The sequence below is a fragment of the uncultured Cloacibacillus sp. genome (assembly GCF_963926575.1).
Classification (GTDB): Bacteria; Synergistota; Synergistia; order Synergistales; family Synergistaceae; genus Caccocola; species Caccocola faecigallinarum.
Genome location: NZ_CAWUXW010000003.1, coordinates 244,294 through 270,823 on the forward strand (window position 1 = coordinate 244,294; position 26,530 = coordinate 270,823).

General features: G+C 48.8%; 24 protein-coding genes. All 24 read left to right on the forward strand.

The window, feature by feature from the left end; all coding sequences use genetic code 11:
* The 24 genes from ABGT66_RS06250 (at nt 1) to ABGT66_RS06365 (ending at nt 26,346) form a co-directional block, all read left to right on the forward strand.
* On the forward strand, nt 1–2,412 hold the full coding sequence (locus ABGT66_RS06250; protein ID WP_346689560.1) for a hypothetical protein: 2,412 nt from the start codon (nt 1–3) through the stop codon (nt 2,410–2,412).
* 74 nt (nt 2,413–2,486) lie between these two features.
* The gene (locus ABGT66_RS06255) at nt 2,487–3,134 is read left to right on the forward strand and encodes a hypothetical protein (protein ID WP_346689562.1); all 648 of its coding nucleotides are present in this window, start codon (nt 2,487–2,489) and stop codon (nt 3,132–3,134) included.
* Nucleotides 3,135–3,136: 2 nt separating this feature from the next.
* Nucleotides 3,137–4,402 (forward strand): type IV secretion system protein, encoded by a 1,266-nt coding sequence (locus ABGT66_RS06260; protein ID WP_346689563.1) that lies wholly within the window; start codon nt 3,137–3,139, stop codon nt 4,400–4,402.
* Entirely contained in the window at nt 4,399–5,040 is a 642-nt protein-coding gene (locus ABGT66_RS06265) for a type IV secretion system protein (RefSeq protein WP_346689564.1), read from the forward strand. Before ABGT66_RS06260 ends, ABGT66_RS06265 begins: the two co-directional genes overlap by 4 nt.
* A 17-nt stretch (nt 5,041–5,057) precedes the next feature.
* Nucleotides 5,058–6,035 (forward strand): P-type conjugative transfer protein TrbG, encoded by a 978-nt coding sequence (gene trbG, locus ABGT66_RS06270; protein ID WP_346689566.1) that lies wholly within the window; start codon nt 5,058–5,060, stop codon nt 6,033–6,035.
* A 58-nt stretch (nt 6,036–6,093) separates the two neighbouring features.
* On the forward strand, nt 6,094–6,231 hold the full coding sequence (locus ABGT66_RS06275; RefSeq protein ID WP_346689567.1) for a hypothetical protein: 138 nt from the start codon (nt 6,094–6,096) through the stop codon (nt 6,229–6,231).
* Between the two features lie 6 nt (nt 6,232–6,237).
* Nucleotides 6,238–6,468 carry a hypothetical protein gene (locus tag ABGT66_RS06280; protein ID WP_346689568.1) on the forward strand — a complete coding sequence of 77 codons (231 nt, stop codon included), beginning with the start codon at nt 6,238–6,240 and terminating at the stop codon, nt 6,466–6,468.
* A gap of 413 nt (nt 6,469–6,881) precedes the next feature.
* Nucleotides 6,882–7,529 carry a TrbI/VirB10 family protein gene (locus ABGT66_RS06285; protein ID WP_346689570.1) on the forward strand — a complete coding sequence of 216 codons (648 nt, stop codon included), beginning with the start codon at nt 6,882–6,884 and terminating at the stop codon, nt 7,527–7,529.
* 89 nt (nt 7,530–7,618) lie between these two features.
* Nucleotides 7,619–8,755 carry a type IV secretory system conjugative DNA transfer family protein gene (locus ABGT66_RS06290; RefSeq protein WP_346689572.1) on the forward strand — a complete coding sequence of 379 codons (1,137 nt, stop codon included), beginning with the start codon at nt 7,619–7,621 and terminating at the stop codon, nt 8,753–8,755.
* Nucleotides 8,661–9,971: a type IV secretory system conjugative DNA transfer family protein gene (locus ABGT66_RS06295; RefSeq protein ID WP_346690450.1), complete on the forward strand. Its 1,311-nt coding sequence runs from the start codon at nt 8,661–8,663 to the stop codon at nt 9,969–9,971. Before ABGT66_RS06290 ends, ABGT66_RS06295 begins: the two co-directional genes overlap by 95 nt.
* Complete coding sequence (locus ABGT66_RS06300; RefSeq protein ID WP_346689573.1) at nt 9,955–10,494, forward strand: S26 family signal peptidase; 540 nt, start codon at nt 9,955–9,957, stop codon at nt 10,492–10,494. Before ABGT66_RS06295 ends, ABGT66_RS06300 begins: the two co-directional genes overlap by 17 nt.
* 2 nt (nt 10,495–10,496) lie before the next feature.
* Complete coding sequence (locus tag ABGT66_RS06305; RefSeq protein WP_346689575.1) at nt 10,497–11,729, forward strand: hypothetical protein; 1,233 nt, start codon at nt 10,497–10,499, stop codon at nt 11,727–11,729.
* A 350-nt stretch (nt 11,730–12,079) separates the two neighbouring features.
* Nucleotides 12,080–14,668, forward strand: coding sequence for a Helicase associated domain protein (locus ABGT66_RS06310; RefSeq protein WP_346689577.1), 2,589 nt, complete (start codon nt 12,080–12,082; stop codon nt 14,666–14,668).
* A gap of 5 nt (nt 14,669–14,673) precedes the next feature.
* A complete protein-coding gene (locus ABGT66_RS06315; RefSeq protein WP_346689578.1) occupies nt 14,674–15,297 on the forward strand; it encodes a sugar transferase in 624 nt (207 codons plus the stop codon).
* Nucleotides 15,297–16,163 carry an NAD-dependent epimerase/dehydratase family protein gene (locus ABGT66_RS06320; protein WP_346689580.1) on the forward strand — a complete coding sequence of 289 codons (867 nt, stop codon included), beginning with the start codon at nt 15,297–15,299 and terminating at the stop codon, nt 16,161–16,163. Before ABGT66_RS06315 ends, ABGT66_RS06320 begins: the two co-directional genes overlap by 1 nt.
* Nucleotides 16,156–17,331: a glycosyltransferase family 4 protein gene (locus tag ABGT66_RS06325; RefSeq protein ID WP_346689582.1), complete on the forward strand. Its 1,176-nt coding sequence runs from the start codon at nt 16,156–16,158 to the stop codon at nt 17,329–17,331. Before ABGT66_RS06320 ends, ABGT66_RS06325 begins: the two co-directional genes overlap by 8 nt.
* On the forward strand, nt 17,331–18,287 hold the full coding sequence (locus tag ABGT66_RS06330) for a glycosyltransferase (RefSeq protein WP_346689584.1): 957 nt from the start codon (nt 17,331–17,333) through the stop codon (nt 18,285–18,287). The genes ABGT66_RS06325 and ABGT66_RS06330 overlap by 1 nt, the downstream gene beginning before the upstream one ends.
* A gap of 65 nt (nt 18,288–18,352) precedes the next feature.
* On the forward strand, nt 18,353–19,378 hold the full coding sequence (locus ABGT66_RS06335) for an EpsG family protein (protein WP_346689585.1): 1,026 nt from the start codon (nt 18,353–18,355) through the stop codon (nt 19,376–19,378).
* Between the two features lie 46 nt (nt 19,379–19,424).
* On the forward strand, nt 19,425–20,483 hold the full coding sequence (locus ABGT66_RS06340) for a polysaccharide biosynthesis protein (RefSeq protein ID WP_346689587.1): 1,059 nt from the start codon (nt 19,425–19,427) through the stop codon (nt 20,481–20,483).
* A 31-nt stretch (nt 20,484–20,514) separates the two neighbouring features.
* On the forward strand, nt 20,515–21,633 hold the full coding sequence (locus ABGT66_RS06345) for a capsular polysaccharide biosynthesis protein CapF (protein WP_346689588.1): 1,119 nt from the start codon (nt 20,515–20,517) through the stop codon (nt 21,631–21,633).
* Between the two features lie 51 nt (nt 21,634–21,684).
* Nucleotides 21,685–22,824, forward strand: a complete 1,140-nt coding sequence (gene wecB / locus ABGT66_RS06350; protein ID WP_346689590.1) for a UDP-N-acetylglucosamine 2-epimerase (non-hydrolyzing) — start codon at nt 21,685–21,687, stop codon at nt 22,822–22,824.
* 38 nt (nt 22,825–22,862) lie between these two features.
* Complete coding sequence (locus ABGT66_RS06355; protein WP_346689592.1) at nt 22,863–24,113, forward strand: glycosyltransferase; 1,251 nt, start codon at nt 22,863–22,865, stop codon at nt 24,111–24,113.
* A gap of 2 nt (nt 24,114–24,115) precedes the next feature.
* Nucleotides 24,116–25,285, forward strand: coding sequence for a glycosyltransferase (locus ABGT66_RS06360; RefSeq protein WP_346689594.1), 1,170 nt, complete (start codon nt 24,116–24,118; stop codon nt 25,283–25,285).
* Nucleotides 25,285–26,346: a glycosyltransferase gene (locus ABGT66_RS06365; RefSeq protein WP_346690451.1), complete on the forward strand. Its 1,062-nt coding sequence runs from the start codon at nt 25,285–25,287 to the stop codon at nt 26,344–26,346. The genes ABGT66_RS06360 and ABGT66_RS06365 overlap by 1 nt, the downstream gene beginning before the upstream one ends.
* Nucleotides 26,347–26,530: the final 184 nt, after the last annotated feature.

Here is a 26,530-nt window from a genome sequence, read left to right on the forward strand (position 1 = left end):
ATGCGCGCCGAATCGTTTGAATCGCTTATACGCTACGAAGCGCTCATATCGGATAATGTCGTGCTCATGAAAGACGGCTGTCTGCTTTCTGGCTTCCGTTATATAGGGGCCGACCTGGACGCAGTTCCGGCGGAGGAAAAACAGTCCGTCGCCGCCGTAGCGAACAACGCTCTGAAACATCTCGGAGGCGGCTATATGCTGCACTTCGAGACGGTGCGTGTACGGACGACGGCTTATCCAAAGGGCGAGTTTTCCGAGCTCGTCACGAAGATAATAGATACAGAACGTGAGCTGCAATTCAAAAACTTCGGAAGTCACTACGAGACGGAAAATTATATCTTTCTTACGTGGGAACCTCCAGTCATGGAGAAATCGACGCTTTTGAGAAAAGCAGCTGCGTTCTTCACCGGAACCGGCGCAGAACGGGACTTCGCCGTCGATGCTTGGCTCGAGTCCTTCGAGAACGACTTCGGCGACTTCATGAACTCGCTCTCCGCAATATTCCGAATAGAGCCGCTGCACGGCGAAAAACTTTTGAGCATGCTCAATCTATGCGTCACGGGCCGCCGTTCGATGTGTATGCCGGAAACGCCGTTGAACCTGTCTGCGCTCTTTGCCCGCGACATGACAGTAGGAGATCCTCTTATCTTAGACGACGAATATGTCGCCGTTCTTTCCATAGACGGTTTCCCGCAGCAGTCGGAGCCCTCCGTGCTCGACGTGCTTGGGCGCATGAGGTGCGAATACAGATGGTCCACACGCTTTATCCCTATGGATTTCCGCGCGGCGCATTCCTATATCTCGAAGATACACAGCAAGTGGGCTCTGAAGACGATACCGCTTCTTGCGCAAATCTCGGGCAAACCTACAACGAAGATAGACAAAGACGCGCAGCGCCAGTCCAACGACGCGAACGACGCGCTCCAGCTCCTGAACGAAGGGCTAGTATCCTTTGGGCACTACACTGGAGTCGTGATCCTACGCGCATTTTCCGAGAAAGAGCTTGACGAAACCGCCGCTGCCTTCAAACGCGCTATAGAAGAGATATTTTTCAGCGTCCGTATAGAAAGGCGCAACGCTGTAGAAGCTTTCATCGGCAGCCTACCGGGACACGGCTATGAAAACGTCAGGAAGCACCTCGTCCACTCTCTGAACATCTGCCATTTCGTATCTCTGAGTTCGATGTGGGCGGGGCTGAAATATAACCCGTGCCGCTTCTACCCGGAACGCTCGCCGGCGCTCATGCAGGCCGTCGCCTACGGCGACAACCCATTCAGGCTCCATCTGCACGTCGGAGACGTCGGCCACACTCTCATACTCGGCCCTACGGGGGCCGGAAAGTCTACGCTGCTCGCCGCGATCGCCGCGCAGTTCGACCGTTATCCCGGCTCGCAGATATTCGTATTCGACAAGGGACGCAGCATGTTCCCGCTCATATCGGCGATGAACGGCTCGGTCTTTTACAACTTGGGAGGAGACGATTCCCCGCCGCTTTGTCCGCTTGCCTCGCTCTCCGCGCAGTCGGATGTCACATGGGCCATGGAGTTTATAGAGACTCTCGTTGCGCTGAACGGCGGAGAAATGACGCCGGAACGCCGCAGGATCGTAGCCGGCGCGCTCCGCGTCATGCAGTCGGCGACGCGCGACGCGAGCGAACGTTCCCTGACTGCTCTGCACATAGACATACAGGACGAGCACGTAAAAGACGCGCTTGAAATATACACGCACGGCGGCGTCTACGGGCAGTATCTCGACGGTACCGAGAGCGGGATAACCTATTCTAAGGTTACGGCGTTTGAGATAGGCGAGCTTATGCAGCGCGGAGAGAAAGTCTATACACCGGCACTTCTGCACCTGTTCCACGAAATAGAGCGGAGGGCCGATGGAAGGCCGACTCTCATAATAGTCGATGAAGCGTGGGTTGCGCTCTCCACGCCGCTTTTTGCCGAAAAGCTACGCGAGTGGCTGAAGGTGCTCAGAAAAGCGAACGCCGCAGTGATACTCGCGACTCAGAGCCTTGAAGACATCGCGCGCTCTGAAATAGCCTCGAGCGTCTTCGACAGCTGTCCGACCAAGATACTGCTCCCGAACCCCGCCGCTAAAAGCGACGCTATGCGCGACATATACGTGCGTCAGCTTCATCTAAACAGCGCTGAGATTTCGGCAGTCGCAAATTCTACGCCCAAGAGAGACTATTTCTACATCTCTCCCAACGGACGGCGTATGTTCCGCCTAGACCTAGGCGACGTGGCGCTGGCCTTTCTTGCGTCGTCCGGTCCCGACGAACTCAAGCGTATAGACGAGCTTATAGCCGGACACGGCAAAGAGTGGCCGCCCTACTGGCTCGAAGAAAAAGGCTCGGAAGACTGGGCCGGATATTGGCGAAAGCTCGCAAGGGAGTCGAGAATATGAAGCGCCGGATTCTGATCCTTTCTATATTCCTCTCTATGCTTCCATTCCCTTCGTTTGCAGGAGGCGGCGGACCTATGGGCGGGGCCACTGAGATGACGCAGCTTGCCAATAACACGGAGCTTGTCAATATCCTGGGGCAGGAATACGAACAGGTGGCGAACCAGGTAAAGCAAATAAGCTATCAGGTGCGTCAGGTAGAAGAACTTGTGCGCCAGGGGATGCGGCTGACGGACAGGATAACCACTCTCACTGAAGGACAGTTCGAAAGCTTATCCCGCGCTGTAAACGCTGCGACCGGCCTCTACCGCGACGGGGTAAACTTCGGACGCGCGCTTTCCGACGCATTTGAAAAATCCGAGACCTCCGGCACAACGGCGGAAGAACGTCGAGATTCCTCGAAAGCCACGGCGCAGTCAGCTGCGAACGCAGTCACAGAAACAGCGAAGCAGCAGGAAGACGACATAAGCAGCCTTCAGAAGATGTACGAGCGCAATTACAGTGCGGAAACTCCGATGCAGGCTCAGCAGATACAAAATGAAATAGGACTCATGACGATAGAACAGCTCGTCAAATCTCGCACAGACGTGAGCACGCTCTCGATACTCATGCTTGAAGAGCGCCAGCGCCGGATAGAAGAGATTGAGGCGGGAGAGCGTTTCTACCGGGATCAGAAGACAACGCTCGGAGGCGTCGGCCTCGAGTACAAGAGGCGGGGCGAATAATCATGTACCGTCGTTTAGCTTTAGCTGCGATCATCTGCCTGGCCGCGCTTCAGGCTCCGTCGCTTGCAGCGCCCCTTGAGCCGGTGCAGGCCGTCATAAATTCATTTGAAAGTGCGGTTACGGACAGCGGCATAGAGGCGAGGCTCATAGGCGGAGCAAAGCTTCTTTTCTATTTCCTTGCGCTCATCCAGATAAGCTGGGCCGTAGGAATGGAAATGCTCGGCGGTTCCGGGACGTTCCAGTCAGTCGTCGCCTGCGTGGCGCGTCAGTCGCTGCACATAGCTTTCTTCTATCTGCTGCTCGTACCGACGCCGCTGACAGGGGGAGACAACATTCTGAGAGTCATAGTGGACGGTATAGAGAGCATGGGAGTCAGTCTCACAGGAGTGACGAACTTCAACGACATATTGTCTATGGGCGTCGAGGTCGCCGCGATACTTTGGAAGCAGATAAACGAGCACTGTTCGCTATTTTCCCCAGTAACTTCGCTAGGAGCGATAATCATAGGCGGTCTCTGCACGATAGTCATACTGCTGTCCTTCGCGCTAGCCTCGCTCTCCATTGTGATAACGTTGTGCCGCATATATCTCACTACCTCGGTTACGGTATTCTTCCTAGGCTTCGGCGGAAACCAGTATACGAAAGACATTGCTATAAACGCGCTGCGCTCCGCTTTCATCGCGGGTATGGAGCTTTTTGTTATGTACGTCTTAGCAAGCGTCGGGGGCGACATATTCCGGACGATCGCCGACTGGAGCGACAACGGGATAACGGACGACAATGTATTCGCCGTCACCTTCTCGCTCACAGCCGCTGCAATCATATTCGCAGGCTGCCTCAAAACGCTTCCCGGCTATGTTTCCGGCGTCGTAAGCGGCGCGTCAGGCGGCATGGGCGGCGCTTCGCTTCCAGGCGTCGCCGGAGCGGCTGCAATGATAGCTGGCGCGGCTGCGGCAGGTGCCGGAATAGCGGGAGGAGCGGCGCTCGGCGGCTTCCGCAATTCCGCCGCCGGAGGCGGCGCAGGCGGAGTCGCCTCTGTCTTGAAAGGGGCGGCGCTCGGCGGCTACGCCGGAAGCCAGGGAGGTTTGCAGCAGCTCGTCAGGAGCGCTGGGATGAAGACGCTGCGCGGCAACGGTAGTCCCAAAGCTCCGGACGGTCCGGCGCAGCCTTCGTACAACAACATAACAGGAGCGCCGTCCGGCGGCAGGGTGTCGCCTCCATCGAACGAAAACGCTCAGGAAAAGACCGAAGATGGAGATAAGTCATGAATATCCTAAAAGCAAAAGAACACACGAAAGACATTTTCCGAAACATGAAGAAGACGGCTGACGCGTGGCGGCTCATAGCCTTCGGACTGCTCGCCGCAAATATCGCGCTGGCTGCTGGATTTGCCGCTGTCGCCTCGCAGAACCGCGTCGTCCCGTACATAGTCCAGGTGGACGAACATGGATACGAGATAGCGGTGAAGCCTGCGGAAGTACTGCCACAGATAGACGAACGGATAATCATAGCGAGGGTGGGGACGTTCGTGGAAAGGCTGCGCACGGTAGTATCCGACTCCGGCGCGCAGAAGAACTATATGCGCTGGGTTTACGCCTCCATCCCGGAGGGCTCGCAGGCGCTCGCCGCGACGAACGCGTTTTATAAAGACAACGATCCGTTCAAGGAAACGGCTGCGCTGCGGACAAAGACGGTAGAAGTCCTGAGCGTCCTGCCGATTTCGAAAGACACCTGGCGCGCCCAGTGGCGCGAAACGGTAAGCCAGAACGGGACTCCGCAGGAAAGCTCCGAGTGGAGCGGACTTTTCACAGTAGGCATGTCGCCGGTGAAAGAAATGCGCTCCGTAATACGCAACCCGCTCGGTATCTACATCGTCGAGTATTCGATGACTCCGAATTACAGTTAAATGAAAGGAAGATACAGATGAAAAGATGTGCCGCGATATTCACAGTAGCAGCGATGCTCTTCGTTCAGTCTCCGGCGCTCTGCGCGGAAAAGGCGGCTGACGAGGTCGTATTTGAGGAGATATACGGAACGGTAAAAGAATCCGTACCGCCGAGGGAGATAGACAAGGCGGCATATGAGCTGCACCGGAATTACTCGTCAGGGAAAAGTTCGCCTCCGCCGCAGATGGGACGCGGCGGTACCATCGTCTACGCCTTCGGCACAACCGTGCCGCGGATACTCTGCAAGCCGCTGCGCATAACCGACGTCGAGCTCGAACGCGGAGAGGTCATAACGAATCCTCCGTTTATAGGGGACGGGGTGAACTGGCAGATAATGCCGTCAACCTCCGGCAAGGGCGACACACTGACATTCCATATAATGATAAAACCCTCGATGCCGGACATAAGCACCAACCTCGTCGTCCATACAGACAGGCGGACCTACCACATGGAACTTGTGAGCAGCGCCGGGCGGCACATTCCGCACATAGCCTTCTCGTATCCATATGACTCCGACGATACGGAGTGGAATAAATTCCTTGCGCGGGTGCTTGCGCGCGGTGAAGACGAAGGCTTCACCCCGCCGCACAAAAGGCCGGAAACAGGCGGGACGGTAGACGCCGGCTACGAGGTAACGGCGAAGAACAAAAATATTCCGTGGCTTCCTACTCGCATCTACAACGACGGGCATAAGACTTACATAGTATTTCCAGAAGCCCTCGCTTCGACAGAAGCTCCCGTCTTCATGCTGCTGCGGGGAAAGTCGAAAGAGATAGTCAACTACAGGCTTATGGGGAACACCTACGTAATAGATTATGTCGTGGAAAAAGGGATACTGACTTCGGGCAGCGGCAAAGGCGCGAAAAGCGCCGTGATTTCGCGCGTTCAGAAAGACAGAAAGAAAGCCGCGTCGGACGGCGGACCTGAAGAGAGAGGATCGGAAAACAGAGCTTAAGAAAGCGGCGGTTCAGCCTTCACAGTCCGGCAGGAAATACCCGTTCCCGCTCTCGCTTATGAACTCGATAGATTCCGCAATGGGCGGAAACGCAGCAGGCGCTGCGGCGGAAGGGAAAAACAAGGACGGGTACACCTTCGAGGATTATCTCAACGAACGGAGAAGCGGCGCTGAGCGCGCCGAAGTGGGGAAATAGAGGCTCATGGAGAAGAACGAAGATAAGGTCTACGGAACCGAAGCGCCCGATTACGCCGGCGCGTCGCCGAAGAAGAACCGGCCATACGGCAAGCGTGCTGCGTTTTCAGCTATTTTGGCGGCGGCGTTCATCGTATACGCGATTTTCTCTACGAACGGAGAAGAAGAACAGAAAAACGGCGGCAAGGAGCGCCGGACGAACTATATTCGGCGCTCGCTTCCGCGAACGCGCAGATAGAGAGCCGCCAAAGAGAGGCTCTGAACGCACATTTCAAAGACAATTCGGAGGAACCGCCGACTGTTCAATCGGCTGAAGCGGAAGAACCGGAACTCCATATACCGGAAGAAATTGAGAACCCGGATTATACAGCGCAGCAGGAGAGCGACACAAAAGAAGAATATCTGAAGGAAGAACGCGCCATGCGGCGCGAGTGGGTGGAACGCCAGCGCGAGGCGTTCCTAGCGCGTCCTGTTGCTGAGGGGGAATGGACAGTAAAAGCTTCAGCCGCGCTCCCAGCAAGCGAAGGGAACGGAAGCCGCGCGCCCTACCAGCCCCTTTCTCTTCTTGAGAGATTGCAGACACAGGGTGTGCAGGCCGATATGCGCAGCCGCGCGGAGCGTTTTTTCGAGTCTCCGGCTGAGGGCGGATATTTGAACGCTACAAGGCAGAAGGGCATCTCTCCTTATGTCCTGCCATCCGGCACCGTGATACAGGCATCGCTCGTCTCAGGCATAAACAGCGACCTTCCAGGAAACGTTACCGCTATGGTGACTGCAAACGTCTACGATTGGTCAGATCCGCGCGTATGCCTCATCCCGCAGGGTTCGCGCCTCTTCGGCATTTACGATTCAAACGTGGATTTCGCGCAGAAGCGCATACAGGTGAAATGGAGCCGCCTCATATATCCCGACGGAAGCACCATCGACCTCGGCGGCATGGCGGGAACCGACAAGCAGGGATACGGAGGGCTGCGCGACAAATTCTACGGACATTACGGGCGCATGATGACGGCCGCCGTGCTTACGACTGCATTCGGGATAATACCCGAACTTATAGCGGACAACAACAGCTCCGACGGGACGTATATCTCGGTAGGCGGGCAGACGGTCTACATACCGGAGACCGACGACAATATCCGAGACGCTGGAGAGTCCGTCGCCGACGAACTTGGCGAGATAGGCAACAAGTATTTCGACAAGGCGCTTAACGTAAAGCCTACCGTCTTGGTCCGTCCCGGTACGAGGTTTAACGTCGTGGTGAACAAGGACATTCCGTTCTTCGAAGCCTGGACGCGGTAACGGCTATGAAGCGTTCTCGCACGTGGGTAGAGTCCGGCGAATTTTCGTATCCAAAGAAGCGAACGCTCCCGCCTCCTGCCGTCGGAGCTGTGAAGGCGCTGTTCGCTTTATGCTACGCCGCAGCTTCGTCTCTCGGTCTTTCGCATTTCTGGGGCCGGTATTTCGCTGCCGAGCCGCGCGGACTCGAGCGGCTGTACTGGGGGTGGAAGACGCATATATCTCTCGTACGAAGCTACGGTTTCTCGCCAGACGAGATATTCGGCGTGACGCTCGCCTTGCTCCTGTCTTTCGCGCTCTACGTAGTCGTATCCCGTTTTGTGCTCGGCGGGATATTTACGAAGAACAGAGGACGCATAGACGAACTGCTGGGGTCGGCGCATTGGGCCACGAAACAGGAGATAATACGCGCGGGGCTCATACCGCCTGACGATGCTTGGGGAAAGCTGCGCAACCGCTGTAGGGAACTATGGCACAGAGGCGGAAGTAAAAAGGTTAATCCCGGCGTCGTCCTCGGGGGCTGGGTCGACGAAAACGGCAGGATCATCTATATGCGCGACGCAGGACCGAAGCACGCCATCATCGTCGCGCCGACGCGCTCGGGCAAAGGCGTCGGCGTCATAGTCCCGACACTTCTGACTTGGACGGAATCGGCGATAGTGCTCGATATAAAAGGCGAGAACTGGCTTCTGACCTCCGGCTGGCGCAGCAAGGCCGTCGGGCCGTGCTACCGCCTCGACTTCACGGATCCGGAGAGCGCCTGCACATATAACCCGCTCAAAGAGATACACATAGGCACCGACAGAGAAACGGCGGACGTGCAGAATATCGTTTCCATAATCATGGATCCGGACAGCAAGGAAGAGGGCGACCACTGGAAGGAATCCGCAAAGACGCTTGTAACGGGCGCGATTACTCACGAGCTTTACCGCGCGCGGCGCGAGAAGGACGAGCCGACTTTTGAGAACGTCTTAAACAGCATAATAGAGGACGAGTCGAAGGCCGCGCTCACGAAGATGCAGAGATACCGCCATTTGGACAAGGAAGATCCGATAACCGGCTGGTGCCATCCGGTCGTTTACCGCTGTGCGAACGATATAAAAAAACCGTCCCGACGAAGAGCGCGGCAGCGTCATATCGTCGGCCTCAGCGCAGCTCAATCTCTTTTACGACAAGGTGATAAACCGCAACATTGCGGAGAGCACGGTGCGCGTCGACGACCTCGTTAACGCCGAAAAGCCCGTCTCGCTCTATCTCGTCGTACCGCCTTCGGATATAGTGCGCGTGAGGCCGCTGCTGCGTCTGCTCGTCACGCAGATAGTCCTAGGGCTCACTCGGCAGATGGTCGAGACGAAGCACGGCGTCTCTTCGGGCCACAAGCACAAGCTGCTGCTCATGCTCGACGAGTTCCCGCAGCTCAAGAAACTGGAGGTGCTCGAGTCCGCTATGGCGCAGATGGGAGGATACGGCCTCAAGGCCTTCATCGTCTGCCAGTCTTACCGTCAGCTGTACGACATATACGGACAGCATGAAACTATATCGACGAACTGCCATTATCATGTCCTCTATGCCCCGAACGACGAGGAGACTGCGAAACAGATAAGCGAAAAGGCCGGCAAGACGACGATAACCGTAGGCTCGTCGAATATCTCCGGCAACAGGTTCGCCTTCGCAAGAAACAACGAAAGCATATCGTTCTCACAGCACGTAAGGGATCTCGTGACTGCGGACGAAGCGAAGCGCCTTCCCGGTGCTCTGATACGCGACGGGAAATGGATAGAGTCCGGCGACCTTTTCCTTTTCGCCGCCGGAACGGCTCCCATTTACGGACGGCAGACTCCGTATTTCTTCCCCGAGGGCAACGTACTCCACCTACGGTCGCAGATTCGTCCGCCATTCTCGAAGCTGAAGGAGGAAAAGAAGGATTTCATGGAAACCGTAATAAAAGACAACATTGCAGACGTACCGACGCATCCGCACCTTTCCGAAGAATACCTCGCCGAGCGCGAGAAGCTTATAAATAAGGCAATCGAAGATGAGTACCAAACGGCGAAGAAAACGCTCAAAGATGAAGAGAAACGGCTGAAGGCTCCGGCCTTTATGGCTTCTTTCTGCGATATGGAGTATGAACGGCTCTCCGTCGAACGCCGGTATCTGCAAAGCGATTTGGAGGACATGAGGGCTAAGCGGTACCACGGCGGGCGTTTTAAGAACGAGGAGGAGGTAGCCGAAGCTCTGTCCTCCGTCGAGGGCAGTCTTGTCAACTTTGAAGAGCACGTCTTTGAGCGCATAGCGAAGATTGCGCGCGAGCGTTTCCCGCGCGAGGCCGAGATTGTAGAGAACTGGGAGAAAAAACAACACAATGAAATGGAAGATGCGATGCCTCCGTCTTCCTCCGACGATTCAGAGGCGGAGGAAGAGTTCAGCGATGAATATGGAGAATAACGCCGTGGCGCGTGATAAAAGCTTATTTTACCGTCTTGCCTTAATCGCGGCGCTGGCTGTGTCTGTTAGTTTTATTCCTTACGCAGCAATGCGTTTCACCGGACTTTATATAAACTTGACCGACAGTATGGCCCGCGGAATATGGAAAGCTTATGAAATACATTTAGGAGCGCCGCTTAAAGGCGAGGCCGTCATAGTCAAGCGAGGCGACTTGCCTTTGGACGGAAGGCTTGTTAAAAGCGAATATCTTTTGAAGCGCGTCGCAGCGGTCGAAGGCGACACCGTTGATTACAACGCCGCTAACGAGCGAGTCTATATAAACGGGACGCCTCTGTCTAATTCAAAGATCTTTCTCAGCGGCAAAAACGGAATAACGCTCCCCCATCCTGAATATCCATATGCAGTTCCGAAGGATTGCGTTTACCTGAGCTCCGAGCATATTTACGGCTATGATTCAAGATATTTCGGCCCCGCGCCGCTCTGTTCCGTAATAGCCGTGGCGCGGCCTGTGTGGTGCCGGTGATTATGATGAACCTTAGAATCTCCCTTACGGGCAGATATACAAAAGACGCGGCTTTCGCACTTTTCGGAGCAGTCGTAGGCTTCCTAGCCTTGGGACACGATTCCCCTTCCGCACTGGCCTTCACCGCGCTTTTCCCTGTGGGATGGATTATGGCGCGAGGGCGTTTGCAGGCCTTCCTGTTCGCCTTCTCGTACTACGCGGCGGCCTCGCGCGGCGTTCCTTTAGGGGCTGCGATATTCTTCGGCGAGGGAGCGGGAATCTCCGCCGGAATTGTTATGTGGACTCTCTCAAGCCTGTGCCTCGCCGCTCCGTGGGCGGCTCTTTATTACGGCGGTAAAAAGCCTCATATCTGTGCCGCGCGTTATTTGTTCGCTCTTGTCTGCGTCACTGTGCCGCCTGTGGGGATCATAGGCTGGGCGAGTCCGCTTTATGCCGCGGGCATCCTTCTTCCGGGGAGCGGATGGCTCGGTATAGCGGCGTTCGGCTTGTTGCTGCCGTTTCTGCTCGCGCGGCTGCGTGCGGCACGGAAAAGGACGGGCGCTGCCGCCGCCGCGTTTGTCTTCGTATGCGCCGCCCTTTTCGCCGGCTTTGCGGAAAGCGAAACGAAGCTGCCGCAGGGCTGGATGGCTGTCGATACACATTTCGGGAAATTGAGCCGCAATGGGAATCTGCACCGTCAGTCTCTGCTTCGCGCCGCCGCAATAACGGAGAAGGTCGTGAGCGCTCCGCCTGGCGTCCGGTATATATTATTGCCGGAGACGATAACGGGCGCGTGGTTCGGAGCGTCGGAAGAATTGTGGGAGCCGGTAGGACGGTATCTGGCGCTGAAAGGGCAGACGGTCGTCGTCGGGGCTGAAATCTACGACGCTGTTCTGCGTTACGACAACGCGCTCATATTCCTAGGAGACGACGGCGGCTTTTCTTACCGCCAGAGAGTTCCTGTCCCCGTCTCGATGTGGGTTCCCTTCGGAGGGCGCGGCACAGCCAAGTCGCACCTTTTCGACAACGGGATAATACGCCTGAAAAACGGACTGAGCGTTCTGTGTCTGCTCTGCTATGAACAGTTCATAGCGTGGCCGGTTCTTTATTCGATAGCGCTGGCCTCCCCAGACATGATAGCGGCTTCCGCAAATCTCTGGTGGGGCGGCGGAAGCATAACGAAGATACGGCATCAGGCCGTTGTGGCATGGACCTTGCTGTTTGATTTGCCCGTGGCTTCGGCAAGTAATAACTAAAGTCTGCGACAGATAATAGACCGCCTCGGTACGTTCCTAGTCGTCACATTGCTGTACGACGAAATTGCAATCTAAAGATATTTTATAATCTTACAATAAACAATAAGTAAAAAATAAGTGTAACGCTTATTGTTGTCAGCATGACTACATTTAGTTGTCACTAAGAGAAAGTGGCGAAAAAGGTGTACCTTTCTCGCCACTCAACATCGCTTTATAAAACGTTCCTAAATACATTAAACAACAGCCAAAATTTTCGTTTGGCTTCTCCATATTATTACAACACCTACCACAAAAGTCAATCTCACTCTGGCGAGAAAAGTACACGTTACGAGCCACCGCGAGGCTGAGAGATGAGAGACGACGGAGGTGAGGCTGCGATGATAGATTTGTTCGAACACAATCAAACCGCATACGGCAAGGCAGTCTCTATGCTCGCCGAGCGCGGCAAAGCAGCCGTCGTACACCCTACCGGCACAGGCAAGTCCTTCATAGCCTTCAAGCTAGCGGAGGACAATCCTTCGTCGCGTATACTCTGGCTCTCGCCAAGCGAATATATATTCCGCACGCAGCTCGAGAACATTAAATCCGTCTGCGGCTATGAGCCACACAACATAGAATTCCGCACCTACGCCAAGCTCATGCAGTTGGATATGGAAGCAATCGATGAGCTCAAGCCGTCGTACATAATCCTCGACGAATTCCACCGTGTAGGAGCCGAGATGTGGGGTAAGGGCGTGGAGAGATTATTCGCCGCGTATCCAGATGTACCTGTTCTCGGTCTCAGCGCCACCAACATCCGTTACTTAGACAACCGCCGTGACATGGCCGACGAACTCTTCGACGGCAACGTAGCCTCCGAAATGACCTTAGGCGAAGCCGTAGTCAGAGGCATACTAACGCCTCCAGAATACGTTTTGTCCATCTACTCCTGCTCTAAGGACATAGAAAAATACCAGTCCCGTATTCGCAGAGCTAAGACGAAAGCCACTCGTGACGAAGCCCAGAAAAAACTCGACGCCTTACGCCGTTCCTTAGAAAACGCAGAAGGCTTGGATATGGTATTTACCAAACACATCAAAGACAGACACGGTAAATACATAATTTTCTGCTCGAACGTCGAACACTTGCGTGAAACAGAGACGCACATACACGAATGGTTCAAAGGTGTAGACAGCAATCCAATAATCTACAAAGCCTACTCCGAAGACGCAGAATCATCGAAAGCGTTTGATTCTTTCCGGCAAGACGATTCAGAACACCTAAAACTCCTTCTCTGCATAGACATGCTCAACGAAGGCATCCACGTAGACGGGGTAGCTGGCGTAATACTTCTGCGTCCGACGGTATCTCCTATCGTCTACAAACAACAGATCGGCAGAGCTTTATCCTCCGGTAAAAGCTGTAAAGATAAGAACAGTGTGCCTGTAATAGTAGACATAGTAAACAACATAGAAAACCTGTACTCCATCTCCGCCGTACAGGAAGAGATGAACACAGCCATAAACTATTACAGAGGCACGGGACAGGAAGACAAAATAATAAACGAGACCTTCACCATAACGGACGAGACAAGAGACAGCAAACAGCTCTTCTGCGAACTCGAAGAGACGTTATCCGCCTCATGGGACTCCATGTATAAGCTGGCAAAAGCCTACTACGAAAAACACCATAACCTCGACATAGAAAGACGCTACGTAACCCCCGAAGGCTACACACTAGGCTCGTGGCTTAATACACAGAAGCTTGTACGCGCTGGGAAGATACACGGCATACTCACGGAAGAGAGAATAAAAAAACTTGAAGCCATAGGAATGGACTGGCAGAGCAAATACGACAGAGCGTGGGATAAGTATTATAACGCACTCTGTAAATACCGTTACGATAACGGCAACATAGACATAAAAGCGAACTACGTTACGGAAGACGGAGTAGAACTTGGCGCGTGGATATCCAACCTCCGCACCGCGAAAAACAACCGCAGAAGAGGCTACTATCTCACAGACGAACGCATATCCATGCTCAACAAGCTCGGCATGATTTGGGACAAAATAGACTTTCAGTGGGAAAAGAACTACCAAGCCTGCGTAGAATACTACGAAAAACACAGGAACCTCGACATTCCAGCGAACTACACAACCGCTGAGGGACTTCGTGTAGGCGCGTGGATCAGAAGAATACGCAAAGCCAGAGACGGAAGGCTCAAAGGCGGAGCAATGCTCACCAACGAACAGATAGCACGTTTAGACGCTATAGGCATGAACTGGCAGGACGCCTATACCCAGCGCTGGGAATACGGTTACGGCAAAGCAAAGGCATACTACACGGAACACGGCAACCTTGAGGTACCGACTATGTACGTCACTGAAGACGGCTTTCCTCTGGGCAAATGGCTTAAAGGACACGTACAGATAAACGATAAAACTAGGCGTCTTTCCGTAAAGCTGACATCTGAGCGCAAAGCGAAACTTGACGCGCTCGGTTTCAAATGGGAGCAGGAAGACTCTTGGTTCAGGCGCATATCGGCGTGTAGAGAATATCATCAAGAGCACGGCGACTTAAATGTTTCATCACAATATGTGACAACGGATGGAATATGGCTCGGCAAGTGGTTATACGAATGCAGGCGAGTCTACCGCGGTGAAAACAGCAACATCGTAAAGATGCTGACAAAAGAACAGATTCACGAACTTGAATCTTTAGATATGGACTGGCGCACTTCTGCTGAAAAGGCATGGGAAGAAAAATGCCAAGCCGCTGCGATAATGCTTGAAAAAATGAAACAGATAAATGACAAAGCATTGATAAATACAGAATATCCGCCGAGTCATAGCCTGCGTCAATGGCTTGTGAGACAGCGCAGTCTGTTAAGACAGGGAAAACTAACAAGTGAGCAAATAACGCGGCTCAACGCGCTGAATGTGGTACGCCGGGCGAGGTAATCCTTATGTACAGACGTTACATCAAACGACTTTTAGATATAATATTGTCATTCTGCGGTCTTGCTGTACTGGCTATCCCTATGGCCGTAATCGCCGTCATAGTAAAGCTGGATTCAAAAGGTCCTGTGCTATTCTGGCAGAAGCGTGTCGGAATACATAAGTCTATATTCATGATGCCGAAATTCAGAACTATGTATACTGATACTCCTGCAAACATACCGACACATATGCTGAACGATCCTGATAGATGGATAACAAAAAGTGGTAGATTGCTTCGTAAACTTTCACTAGACGAACTTCCGCAGATATTATGTATCTTAACAAATAAAATGTCTGTCATCGGCCCCCGTCCCGCGCTGTGGAACCAGTACGACTTAATAGCCGAACGTGACAAATACGGGGCAAACGATGTCCTGCCGGGGCTCACCGGCTGGGCGCAGATAAACGGGCGTGACGAGCTCCCCATATCCGTTAAAGCCGCCTACGACGGCGAATACGTCCGCAATATGAGCTTCGCCTTCGACTGCAAATGTTTCTTCGGTACGATAGCCTGCGTGCTCAAAAAAGAAGGGGTAGTAGAAGGCGGCACCGGAACGCTCGAAAAACAAGCGAAAGAGGAAGCCAAGTAATGAAAAACATCCTAATCACCGGAGCCGGCAGCTACGTAGGCACCTCCTTCGAAAAATGGCTCAGCCAATGGCCGGACAAATACCATGCCGACACTATAGACATGATAGACGGAACGTGGAGAGAGAAATCCTTCAAAGGATATGACGCCGTATTCCACGTCGCGGGGATAGCGCACGTATCCGCTGACCCGTCTAAGAAAGACCTGTATTACAGAATAAACAGAGACTTAGCCATAGAAACAGCACAGAAAGCCAAGGCTGACGGAGCAAAACAGTTCGTATTCATGAGCTCCATGATAATCTACGGGGCAGACGAACCTGTAGGCAAAGAAAAAATAATAACAAAAGATACCAAGCCTGCACCTTCTGACTTCTACGGAGACAGCAAACTCCAGGCCGACATCGCCATTCAGAAGCTGGCGGATGATAGCTTCATCGTCTCCATAATGCGCCCGCCGGTGATCTACGGCCCCGGCTGCAAAGGCAACTTCCCGAAACTGCTCAAGCTCGCGAAGTATGCCTTCATATTCCCAAACATAGACAACCGCCGCAGCATGATCTACATAGACAACTTCTGCGAGTGCGTGAGGCAGGTAATAGACGAAAACAAAGGCGGCGTATTCTTCCCGCAGAACGAGGAATACGTCTCAACGAAAGACGTGATAGTCAAAGCCAGAAAGCTGGCCGGACACGGGACGCTGCTACTTCCGTGCCCTAAGTTTGTCATCAATCAGTTCAGCAAAAATGCGACATTCAACAAAGCATTCGGCTCCAAAATATATGATAGAAGCCTGTCTCAATGCAATAAGTATATAACCGTCGGTTTTAATGACGGGCTGAAAAGGATGCTTGCAGACCATGCGTGACAAAGTATTGATGCTCGCATCCGTCGCTTCGATGATAGACCAGTTCAACATCCCTAACATCAAATTGTTGATAGACATGGGGTATAAGGTGGATGTTGCCTGCAACTTCTTAGAAGGCAGCACCTGCTCTGACGCGAAAATTGATAAACTGAAAAACAAACTCACAGCAATGGGCGTGGACTATTATCAGATAGACTTTGCAAGAAGCGTCAGACATATATTGCAAAACCTAAAGGCTTATCGCCAGGTACTAAGACTTATGAAAGCCAACCGGTACAAATTCATACACTGCCATTCTCCGATAGGCGGAGTATGCGGAAGACTCGCCGGACACAAGACATATACGAAAGTCATATACACAGCCCACGGATTTCATTTCTACAAAGGCGCGCCGTTGCTGAACTGGTTCGTGTACTACCCGATAGAAAAATATCTGTCGCGTTATACTGACGTGCTGATAACGATCAATAAGGAAGACTACGCCATAGCCAGAAACAAAATGCACGCGAAACGGACGGAATATGTTCCAGGCGTCGGCATAGATATAGAAAAAATCAAAAGCGTAAAAGTTGATAGAAACAAAAAACGTGCGGAGCTTGGGATTCCTAAAGATGCCATTATGCTCTTGTCTGTCGGAGAACTATCTAGGCGAAAGAACCACGAAGTTGTGATTCGTGCTTTGGCGGAAATGAAGTATAGAAATGTAGTCTATGCGATTTGTGGAAAAGGAACATTGGAATCATATCTAAAAAAACTTGCCGATAATCTTGGTGTTTCAGACAGAGTCTTTTTACTTGGATTCCGAACTGACGTAACAGAGATTTGTAAAGCTGCCGATATTTTTGTATTCCCATCTTTGCAGGAAGGGCTTCCAGTCGCGCTGATGGAGGCGATGGCATGCGGACTTCCAGTTGTGTGCTCAAATATTCGTGGTAACATCGACTTAATTAATGACAATGAAAATGGCATTTTGTTTAATTCATTGGATATCGATGCAATGGCTGTAGCTATGCGAACGATGCTTGACAATATCAAGTTCCGGAAACAGTGTGCTTTAGGTAACATAGAGATTGTAAAACAATTTGACCTCCATCGAAGCCTTTCAGCAATGGAAGAAATATACATAACGACAGAAAAAATTGAAACACTTACAGGAGATAGCAAATAATGGAATATTTACCATTGGTCTCCATAATCATACCGGTATATAACGGCAGTAATTTTTTAAGAGAAGCTATAGACAGTGCTCTTGATCAGACATACAAAAATATCGAAATAATAGTGGTAAACGACGGGTCTTCTGACAACGGTGCAACTGAGTCCATTGCGCTAAGTTACGAAGATCGTGTTCGCTATTACAAGAAAGACAACGGCGGAGTTTCTTCTGCGCTTAATTTAGGCTTGAAACAAATGCGGGGAGATTATTTTTCGTGGCTCTCGCACGATGATAAATATACCTCTGAAAAAATTCAGAAAGAAATAGAATTGCTGGCAGCTTATACGAATAAGAAAGTAGTCGCATATTGCGGCAGTCAATTAATAGATAAGGATTCAAAAGCTTTGGCCTATAGGCATTTACATACGAGTTTATCCGAAGTGCAGCTAAATACATGGCAGGAAGCTTTAAAGCTTTTATTCGTTGAAGGTACATATAACGGGTGTGCTTTTCTTATACCGAGGGCGGCTTTCGATTCTACAGGATGGTTCGATGAGGATCTTAGATTCAATCAAGATGCGTTGATGTGGGCAAAGCTCTTTCTGAATGAATATGGAATAGTTTATACCTCGTATATTGGGGTATTGTCGCGTGTTCATAATGCGCAGCTTACGCAGAGAGGACAGGATATTTTTCACCGGGACTGTTGTCGGATGAGCGACTTCTTGGTACATGAATTACTAAAGATAAAAAGTACGCAAGATAACTTTCTTTACTATTACGCGATGAATAATGCAAAATACCAAAATAAAGAGATAGTAGAAAAATGCCTATGTGCGGCTAACTGCAAGCGACTTTTTTCATGTCGTCAAATAATGTCGATTTATGGAATGTCTGCATATGGATGTATAAGGCCGTTGCTTAGGAAAATATATCATAAAGTATTTAACAATATAAGCACACGATAACAGGGTAAATAGATATGTTAGCCTACTATTTAATGCTAATCCTACCTACGTTTGAGAAATTGTCATTGGCAATAATAGATAAATCAAGACGAGGCCAAAAAATCGTATTGTTTACATTTTTTTTAATATTGATTGTTATATTAATGTTACGTAACACTAATGTCGGATGCGATTTGCCTGCCTATGAGTATTATTTCGACTATATTGCAAAGACGTCATGGCTGGATATTTTAAATCCTTTCTACGTTAGGGATATAGAGTGGGGATACGTGATTTTCAATAAAATTACATCTTTCGTGTATTATAACTTTCATTTCTTTTTGGCTGTAACTGCTTGCTTGGCGGTACTGCCAATCGCTTTTTTATACATAAGTGAGTCAAAGCTGCCTTTTTTGACAATCATCCTATTTGTAAATATGCCGACGTTTGTGTTATTGTTTTCTGGATTAAGACAGGCCATTGCTATTGCGATCGGGGGAATTGCGTTTAGTTTTGTAAAAGCTAGGCGCCCTATAAAGTTCATCTGTGCTGTCATTTGTGCCTGTTTGTTTCATATATCTGCACTTATTCTGTTAGCAATGTACCCAGCCTATCATAAAAGCGTTACCTCAAAATCTCTGCCTTTTATCTTAGTGATATTCATTTGCTTAGTTCTCTTTGCAAAAGAAATATTTCTAACGATTGTACCGTTTTTAGGCTCTAAATACGCTTCACGTTATACTGCTATAGAAGAAACAGGCGCTTATGCTATGTTGCTTTTATTCTTTCTTTTTACAATTTTTTCTTTTGTGTTTGTTAATGAGAAGCGAGTCTCACATGAATTATTAGGGTTCCGTAACTTTTTGCTCATTAATTTATTTATCCAAGCTTTTGCGCCTATTAATGCGATTGCGATGCGTTTAGGCTATTATTATCTGATATATATCCCACTATTGATACCGATGGTTATAACGCAAGGAAAGCGCCGGTATAAATTTATGCTGAATATGGCACATATAGTAATGCTGGTGTTTTTCTTTGTTTACTATTTTTGGAACGCATATCACGGAGAGGATATATTGCATGTATATCCATACGAAATGTTTATTTGATGCTATTTGCTTGGCAAGGCGACTATTGAATAGGAGAATATAAATAATGTTTACAAATAGCATGTTACTCATCACCGGCGGCACGGGTTCCTTCGGCCACGCGGTCCTAGACCGTTTCCTCGACACGGACGTACGTGAAATCCGTATCTTCTCACGCGACGAGAAGAAACAGGACGACATGCGCACCGAATACGGCAACGACCCGAAGATAAAATTCTACATCGGCGACGTCAGGGACATAAACAGCGTCAAAAACGCCATGCACGGCGTGGACTACATATTCCATGCAGCCGCCCTGAAGCAGGTGCCGTCGTGCGAGTTCTTCCCGCTCGAAGCCGCCAAGACCAACATCATAGGCACGGACAACGTGCTGTCCGCTGCTATAGAATACGGCGTCAAAAAAATAATCTGCCTATCGACAGACAAGGCTGCATACCCCATCAACGCCATGGGTACGTCCAAAGCCATGATGGAAAAAGTTGTCATAGCAAAATCGCGTACTGTAGACCCTGTAAAGACCACGATCTGCTGCACTCGCTACGGCAACGTAATGGCCTCTCGTGGATCCGTCATCCCGCGCTTCGTCGAACAGATAAAAGCGGGCAAGCCCCTGACCATAACCGAGCCCGCCATGACGCGCTTCATCATGAGCCTTGAAGAAGCCGTTGAGCTCGTAGTATTTGCATTCGAACACGCTGAAAACGGAGACATCATGGTACAGAAAGCTCCTGCCTGTACCATATCAGTGCTTGCCGAAGCCGTAAAAGAACTCTTTGATCCGCAGGCCGAAACAAAAATAATCGGCATCCGACACGGCGAAAAAATGTACGAAACATTACTCACCAAAGAGGAATGCGCCCACGCCGAAGACATGGGCGACTTCTTCCGCGTCCCCTGCGACAAACGCGACTTGAACTATGAGAAATACTTCGACAAAGGCAGGCCGAAAGAGACAGCCATAAAAGAATTCAACTCGGACAACACGGAACTCCTGGACGTCGAAGCCGTAAAGCAAAAGCTTCTCTCGCTCAAATACATAAAAGAAGAGCTAGCCGCATGGGAAGAACATAAAAACAAAGGCAAAAGAAACAAAATTGGCGAATAGATAAAGACAAACAGGAAGGAGGAAGCGGAAAATGAAAATACTCGTAACCGGAGCAAGAGGCTTCATAGGCAAAAACCTAACAGAAGAACTAAAACGACAGGGACACGAAATCCTAGCCTATGACATAGACAATACCGAAGAACAGCTTGACGAATACGCCTCAAGCTGCGAATTCGTATATCATCTCGCCGGAGTAAACAGGCCCGAAAATCTGGAAGACTTCATGTCCGGCAACTTCGGCTTCACATCGGTACTGCTCGACAGCCTCAAAAAGCACGAGAACAAAGCTCCCGTAATGCTCTCCTCCTCCATACAGGCCGAGCTCGACAACCCGTACGGCAGAAGCAAAAAAGCCGGAGAAGAACTCATATTCCAGTACGGCAAAGACAACGGCGTGAAAGTCTACGTCTACCGCTTCCCCAACGTATTCGGCAAATGGTGCCGTCCGAACTACAACAGCGCGGTAGCCACCTTCTGCCACAACATAGCGAGGAATTTGCCTATACAGGTAAACGAATCTAACCCGACACTGACATTGGTCTACATAGACGACCTTGTCAAAGAACTCGTAAACGCGCTTAGCGGAGAAGCGCATATAAGCACAAAAGACGGCTATACGTATTGCTCTGTACCGGAACAGTACCAAGTCAAACTGCTCGACATAGTAAACATACTCTACACCTTCAAAGAGAGCAGAAAAGACCTATACATCCCGGACATGAAAGATCCGTTTGCGAAAAAACTCTACGCGACATATCTTTCATATCTGCCCGAAGACAAATTCAGCTACGGGCTCACCATGCACTGTGACACCAGAGGCAGCTTCACAGAAATGCTCAAATCGCAGGAAAGAGGCCAGGTATCGGTAAACATCTCAAAACCCGGCATAACCAAAGGCAACCACTGGCACAGTACAAAAAATGAGAAATTCATAGTGGTAAGCGGCAAAGCGAGAATATCGTTCAGAAAGATAGGTTCTGCGGAAGTTATATCCTACGACGTAAGCGGAGACAAAATAGAAGCCGTAGACATCCCGCCTGGCTACACCCACAGCATAACCAACACGGGAGGGACGGAGCTCGTGACCGTAATGTGGGCAAACGAACCCTTTGATCCGAATACCCCGGACACCTACTACGAAGAAGTATAGGTAAAACATATAAAGCAAAGTAAAGAGAATAAGAATAAGGGATAGAAAAAGATGAAAGACATAAAAAAACTGAAACTTATGACCATACTAGGGACGAGGCCGGAAATAATACGTCTCTCCGAAGTCATAAAAAAATGCGACAAATACTTCGACCACATACTGGTCCATACAGGACAGAACTGGGACTACACCCTCAACCAGATATTCTTTGAGGACTTGAACCTCCGCGCCCCCGACTACTACCTTGACTCGGTAGGAGAAGACTTAGGCGAAACCATAGGCAACATAATAGCCAAGTCATACAAACTTATGGGAGAAATAAAGCCTGACGCGCTGCTCATACTCGGAGACACCAACTCCGCGCTCTCCGCCATATCCGCAAAGAGGCACAAGATACCGATCTTTCACATGGAAGCCGGCAACAGATGCTTTGACGAAAACCTGCCGGAAGAGATGAATAGAAGAATAGTGGACCACATAGCCGACGTGAACCTCTGCTACAGCGAACACGCCAGACGCTACCTCAACGCCGAAGGCAGGCCGAAAGAAAGGACATACGTCACAGGCTCGCCTATGGCCGAAGTCCTCACGGCGAACATAGACAAAATAAACAAAAGCAAAGTACTCGAAGAACTCGGCCTTGAGCCCAAGAAGTACATTCTTCTCTCTGCTCATAGGGAAGAAAACATAGACATAGAGAAAAACTTCTTCTCACTAATGAACGCGGTAAACGCCATGGCGGAGAAATACGACATGCCGGTAATCTACAGCACGCACCCGAGGAGTAAGAAGTTCATAGAACAGAGGAACTTCAAATTCCACAAAAACGTAAGAAGCATGAAGCCCTTCGGCTTCAGCGACTACAACCATCTACAGATGAACGCCTACTGCGTGGTCTCCGACAGCGGCACGCTGCCGGAAGAGGCCTCGTATTTCAGGAGCTTCCCCGCCGTATGCATAAGGACCAGCACCGAAAGGCCGGAAGCCATAGACAAAGGGAACTTCATCATAGGCTCCATCACTGAAGAAAGCGTCCTTCAGGCTGTAGAGGCCGCGGTGCAGATGCAGGAAAACCATGACTTGGGAGCACAGGTGCCGGACTACACGGATGAGAACGTATCTACAAAAGTCGTGAAGATCATTCAAAGCTATACGAGTATCGTTAACAGGATGGTTTGGAGAAAAGTATGAAAGTTCTGTGGCTTTGCAACATAATTTTGCCTGACGTTATGAAGCAGTTCGGCAAAGAGCCGACGCCTATCGGCGGATGGCTGACTGGAATGTTGGAAGGAATACTAGACTCAGTCTGTAATGTCCAGATTGAGGTATGTATGCCGTGCAATTGGATCGACAGTTTAGTGATAGAAAAAACGGAGCGATATGAGTATTGCCTGTTTCCATGCTCAAGAAAAGATATATATAGCTTTAACGCAAAAACAGAGAAGCATTTTGAACAAATCCTCTTGCAAAGCTGTCCAAACGTTATTCATATATGGGGTACGGAATATCCCTATGTTCTATCAATGGTTAATGCCTGCAAGAAATTAGGACAGCTCGATAGGGTTGTTATCAATATCCAAGGACTTGTCTCAATATATGCACAGCATTACTACGCTTCACTCCCGTGGAATGTCGTCTACGATTTTATGACCCCTCGCCATCTAGTTTTTCACGATTCTATTGCGCAGCAGAAAAAAGCCTTTGAAAAACGCGGAAAATATGAAATAGAAGCTTTGCGCAAAGTCAAGCATGTCATTGGTAGGACTGACTGGGATAAAGCGTGTGTTACTCAAATAAATCCTGATATTAACTATCATTTTTGCAATGAGATATTAAGAAAAAGTTTTTATAAGCATGAGTGGAATTTTGAAAAATGTGAGAGATTCTCAATCTTTGTCAGTCAGGCTGCTTATCCGATAAAAGGGCTGCATTTCGTCCTTGAAGCGCTCCCCTTGATTCTAAGGCAATATCCGCAGGCACATTTGTACGTTGCCGGTTCGGATGTTACTTGCAGCACTGGAAGCCTCAAAAATAGATTAAAACTCACTGCATACGGTAAATACATAAAGAAATTAATCAAGAAGTATAATCTCGAACAAAATATCACCTTTTGCGGACCGCTCGATGAAGAACAAATGTGCGCAAGATATTTGCGCTCTAACGTGTTTGTGTCCGCGTCGAGCATCGAAAATTCCCCTAACTCTGTTTGCGAAGCGATGATACTTGGAATGCCTGTTGTTTCTTCAGATGTGGGGGGCGTTAAAAATTTACTGGAACATGGTAAAGAAGGCTTTATATATCAGTATGATGCGCCGTATATGCTGGCGTTTTATGTTCTCAATATCTTTAGCGACACAAAATTAGCTTGCCAGTTAGGATATAATGCGAAATTAAAGGCGTTAAAAACAAACAATACAGAGGATAATGTCAAGATTACTTCGATAGTGTATCAGAATATATCTAGCGATAGGGGAGAGTAAATTTGAAGGTTGCTTTTATCTCAAATTATTTATCTCATCATCAGATACCGTTCTGTAAGGCCATGAATAACATACTTGGTGATGATTTTTGTTTTATATCTACGATGCCGATGGAGCAGGAGCGTATTAATTTGGGATGGCAGTCCAATGCCTCTTACTTGTTTGAACTGAAGTCATATCTTACAGACAGCGCGAGAAAGCGCGCCTATGAAATTGCGAACACTTATGATGTCGTAATTATAGGCTCGGCGTCTGACAGCTTTATTGTAAAGAGACTGAAAAATCATAAGCTCACTCTGAAGTATTCAGAACGCTTCTATAAAAAAGGCCTAAGCTACAGGAATTATTTAAGAGCGTATATCGGGAGCTGGCTGCATCACGGCAGATTTCAGAAATATCCGATTTATATGCTGTGCGCCAGCGCATACACTCCTTATGACTGCGCACGATTCGGCAATTATGAAAATCGCTTGTACAAATGGGGATATTTTCCAGAAGCTCGGAAATATGACGACATTGAGGCTTTGATTAGCAAAAAAGAATCAATGTCCTTGCTTTGGGTAGGGCGGATGATTGATTGTAAGCACCCTGAAGCTGCTGTAGAGATTGCCAGAAAATTAAAAACGGACGGGTATGATTTTACCCTTAACATGATAGGAACTGGAATTTTAGAAAATGAAATAAAAACGCTCATAGAATCATATGGACTGCAAAAGCACGTGCAGATGCTTGGCTCTATGTCCCCTGATTCCGTTCGCTCATATATGGAGCGATCTGAAATTTTTCTTTTCACCTCTGACTTTAACGAAGGATGGGGGGCTGTGCTGAACGAAGCTATGAACAGCGGGTGTGCCGTAGTAGCCAGTCATGCAATTGGAGCTGTACCGTATCTCATTCAAGATGGCAAGAACGGCATCATATATGAAAATGGAAACATTTTGGATTTATATTTTAAAATAAAAACAATATTGGAATATAAGTCTCTAGTGACATTAGGTATAAACTCATATAATACGATATTAGGATTATGGAACGCGGAATGTGCAGCAAATAGGTTAATAAATTTTACTAATGAATTAACGGTAACTAGAAAATGTAGCAAATATGATAATGGGCCACTTAGCATTGCTTCAATTTTGCACAACGATTGGATTTACAATAGGTATATGTGATGTGTGCTGTATATGCAAAAAAAAATGCGCCCGTAATTAGTGTTATTGTGCCAGTATATAACGTGGAAACGTTCTTGCATAAATGTATTGATTCAATACTAGAGCAAACGTTTGTTGATTTTGAACTTATAATTATTGATGATGGTTCATCCGATTCATCTGTGATAATCAGCAAATCATATGTTCAAAAAGATGAGAGGGTAAGACTTATTTGTTCTGAGAACGGCGGGGTGTCTATCGCTAGAAATATTGGACTACGTGAGGCAAAAGGACAATATGTTACGTTTGTAGACAGTGATGATTTTTTGGAAAACAGAGCATTAGAAATATTACATTCTGAAATGCTAAAAGGGCAATACGATTTAACATGTGCGTCTTATAACCGACTTTACATAAGTGGAGAACGTGTACCTTATATTTGGCCATCACGTATACTACATTCGCCTTATGATCTTGCATATGTTTCTTATGAAACAAATATGACACTTTTAGGTGGTGTATGGGGAAAATTATATCGCCGTGATATTATCAATCGTTATAATATTAATTTTCCAGAAAAGATAACTTTATCGGAAGATAATATATTTAACATTTTATATTATTCACACGTAAACAATGCGAGATTATTATCAGATACAATATATAATTATCGACAGACTCCAAATTCATTATGCACAAAAATAACTTATAAACGTGCAAAGGATCAGATATTAGCTTTTAAATGCAGAGAAGAATATTTTGAAAAATTTGTAAAAATTTTTGATAAACAGAACTTTGCAAGCCGCATGTTGCCTGTTATTGGTATGTTATTACGCTCTGCAATGTGTAACGAAAAGAGTGTGTTTAAACAAATCCAATTTATAAAAAGCAGTCTAATGATGGAATTTGTTAGTAATTGCATTCGCTTGGGGGAATCATTACCGGGTATGTCGCTAATTGATAAAATTTATGTGCATATATTAAAATGTAATTCGATATTATTTATATTTTTAGCATTTTGTTTGATAAATATGTTTTCTACAGTACGAAAGGCCATAAAAAATGCAATACCCTTAAAATAAATTTGACATGAAAATGCTGGCAAACGACCTAAATAGGGAATTCAAGGATTTAGAAGGTGTAACCTTTTATATCGCTTTATAATTCTCTATCCATTTAAATATACTATTTAAGGTTTGTTTGCTATTGTCATTTTGTCATTTGAAGTGAGTAGCTCGTGAACCTCAGAAACATGATTTTTAATAT

Coding starts and splice junctions, on each gene's coding strand:
- ABGT66_RS06305 (WP_346689575.1), top strand. CDS start 10,497: ATGATGAACCTTAGAATCTCCCTTACGGGCAGATATACAAAAGACGCG.
- ABGT66_RS06255 (WP_346689562.1), top strand. CDS start 2,487: ATGGGCGGGGCCACTGAGATGACGCAGCTTGCCAATAACACGGAGCTT.
- trbG (WP_346689566.1), top strand. CDS start 5,058: ATGAAAAGATGTGCCGCGATATTCACAGTAGCAGCGATGCTCTTCGTT.
- ABGT66_RS06345 (WP_346689588.1), top strand. CDS start 20,515: ATGAAAATACTCGTAACCGGAGCAAGAGGCTTCATAGGCAAAAACCTA.
- ABGT66_RS06330 (WP_346689584.1), top strand. CDS start 17,331: ATGGAATATTTACCATTGGTCTCCATAATCATACCGGTATATAACGGC.
- ABGT66_RS06275 (WP_346689567.1), top strand. CDS start 6,094: ATGAACTCGATAGATTCCGCAATGGGCGGAAACGCAGCAGGCGCTGCG.
- wecB (WP_346689590.1), top strand. CDS start 21,685: ATGAAAGACATAAAAAAACTGAAACTTATGACCATACTAGGGACGAGG.
- ABGT66_RS06365 (WP_346690451.1), top strand. CDS start 25,285: ATGTGTGCTGTATATGCAAAAAAAAATGCGCCCGTAATTAGTGTTATT.
- ABGT66_RS06340 (WP_346689587.1), top strand. CDS start 19,425: ATGTTTACAAATAGCATGTTACTCATCACCGGCGGCACGGGTTCCTTC.
- ABGT66_RS06320 (WP_346689580.1), top strand. CDS start 15,297: ATGAAAAACATCCTAATCACCGGAGCCGGCAGCTACGTAGGCACCTCC.
- ABGT66_RS06355 (WP_346689592.1), top strand. CDS start 22,863: ATGAAGCAGTTCGGCAAAGAGCCGACGCCTATCGGCGGATGGCTGACT.
- ABGT66_RS06265 (WP_346689564.1), top strand. CDS start 4,399: ATGAATATCCTAAAAGCAAAAGAACACACGAAAGACATTTTCCGAAAC.
- ABGT66_RS06260 (WP_346689563.1), top strand. CDS start 3,137: ATGTACCGTCGTTTAGCTTTAGCTGCGATCATCTGCCTGGCCGCGCTT.
- ABGT66_RS06310 (WP_346689577.1), top strand. CDS start 12,080: ATGAGAGACGACGGAGGTGAGGCTGCGATGATAGATTTGTTCGAACAC.
- ABGT66_RS06280 (WP_346689568.1), top strand. CDS start 6,238: ATGGAGAAGAACGAAGATAAGGTCTACGGAACCGAAGCGCCCGATTAC.
- ABGT66_RS06325 (WP_346689582.1), top strand. CDS start 16,156: ATGCGTGACAAAGTATTGATGCTCGCATCCGTCGCTTCGATGATAGAC.
- ABGT66_RS06300 (WP_346689573.1), top strand. CDS start 9,955: ATGAATATGGAGAATAACGCCGTGGCGCGTGATAAAAGCTTATTTTAC.
- ABGT66_RS06315 (WP_346689578.1), top strand. CDS start 14,674: ATGTACAGACGTTACATCAAACGACTTTTAGATATAATATTGTCATTC.
- ABGT66_RS06250 (WP_346689560.1), top strand. CDS start 1: ATGCGCGCCGAATCGTTTGAATCGCTTATACGCTACGAAGCGCTCATA.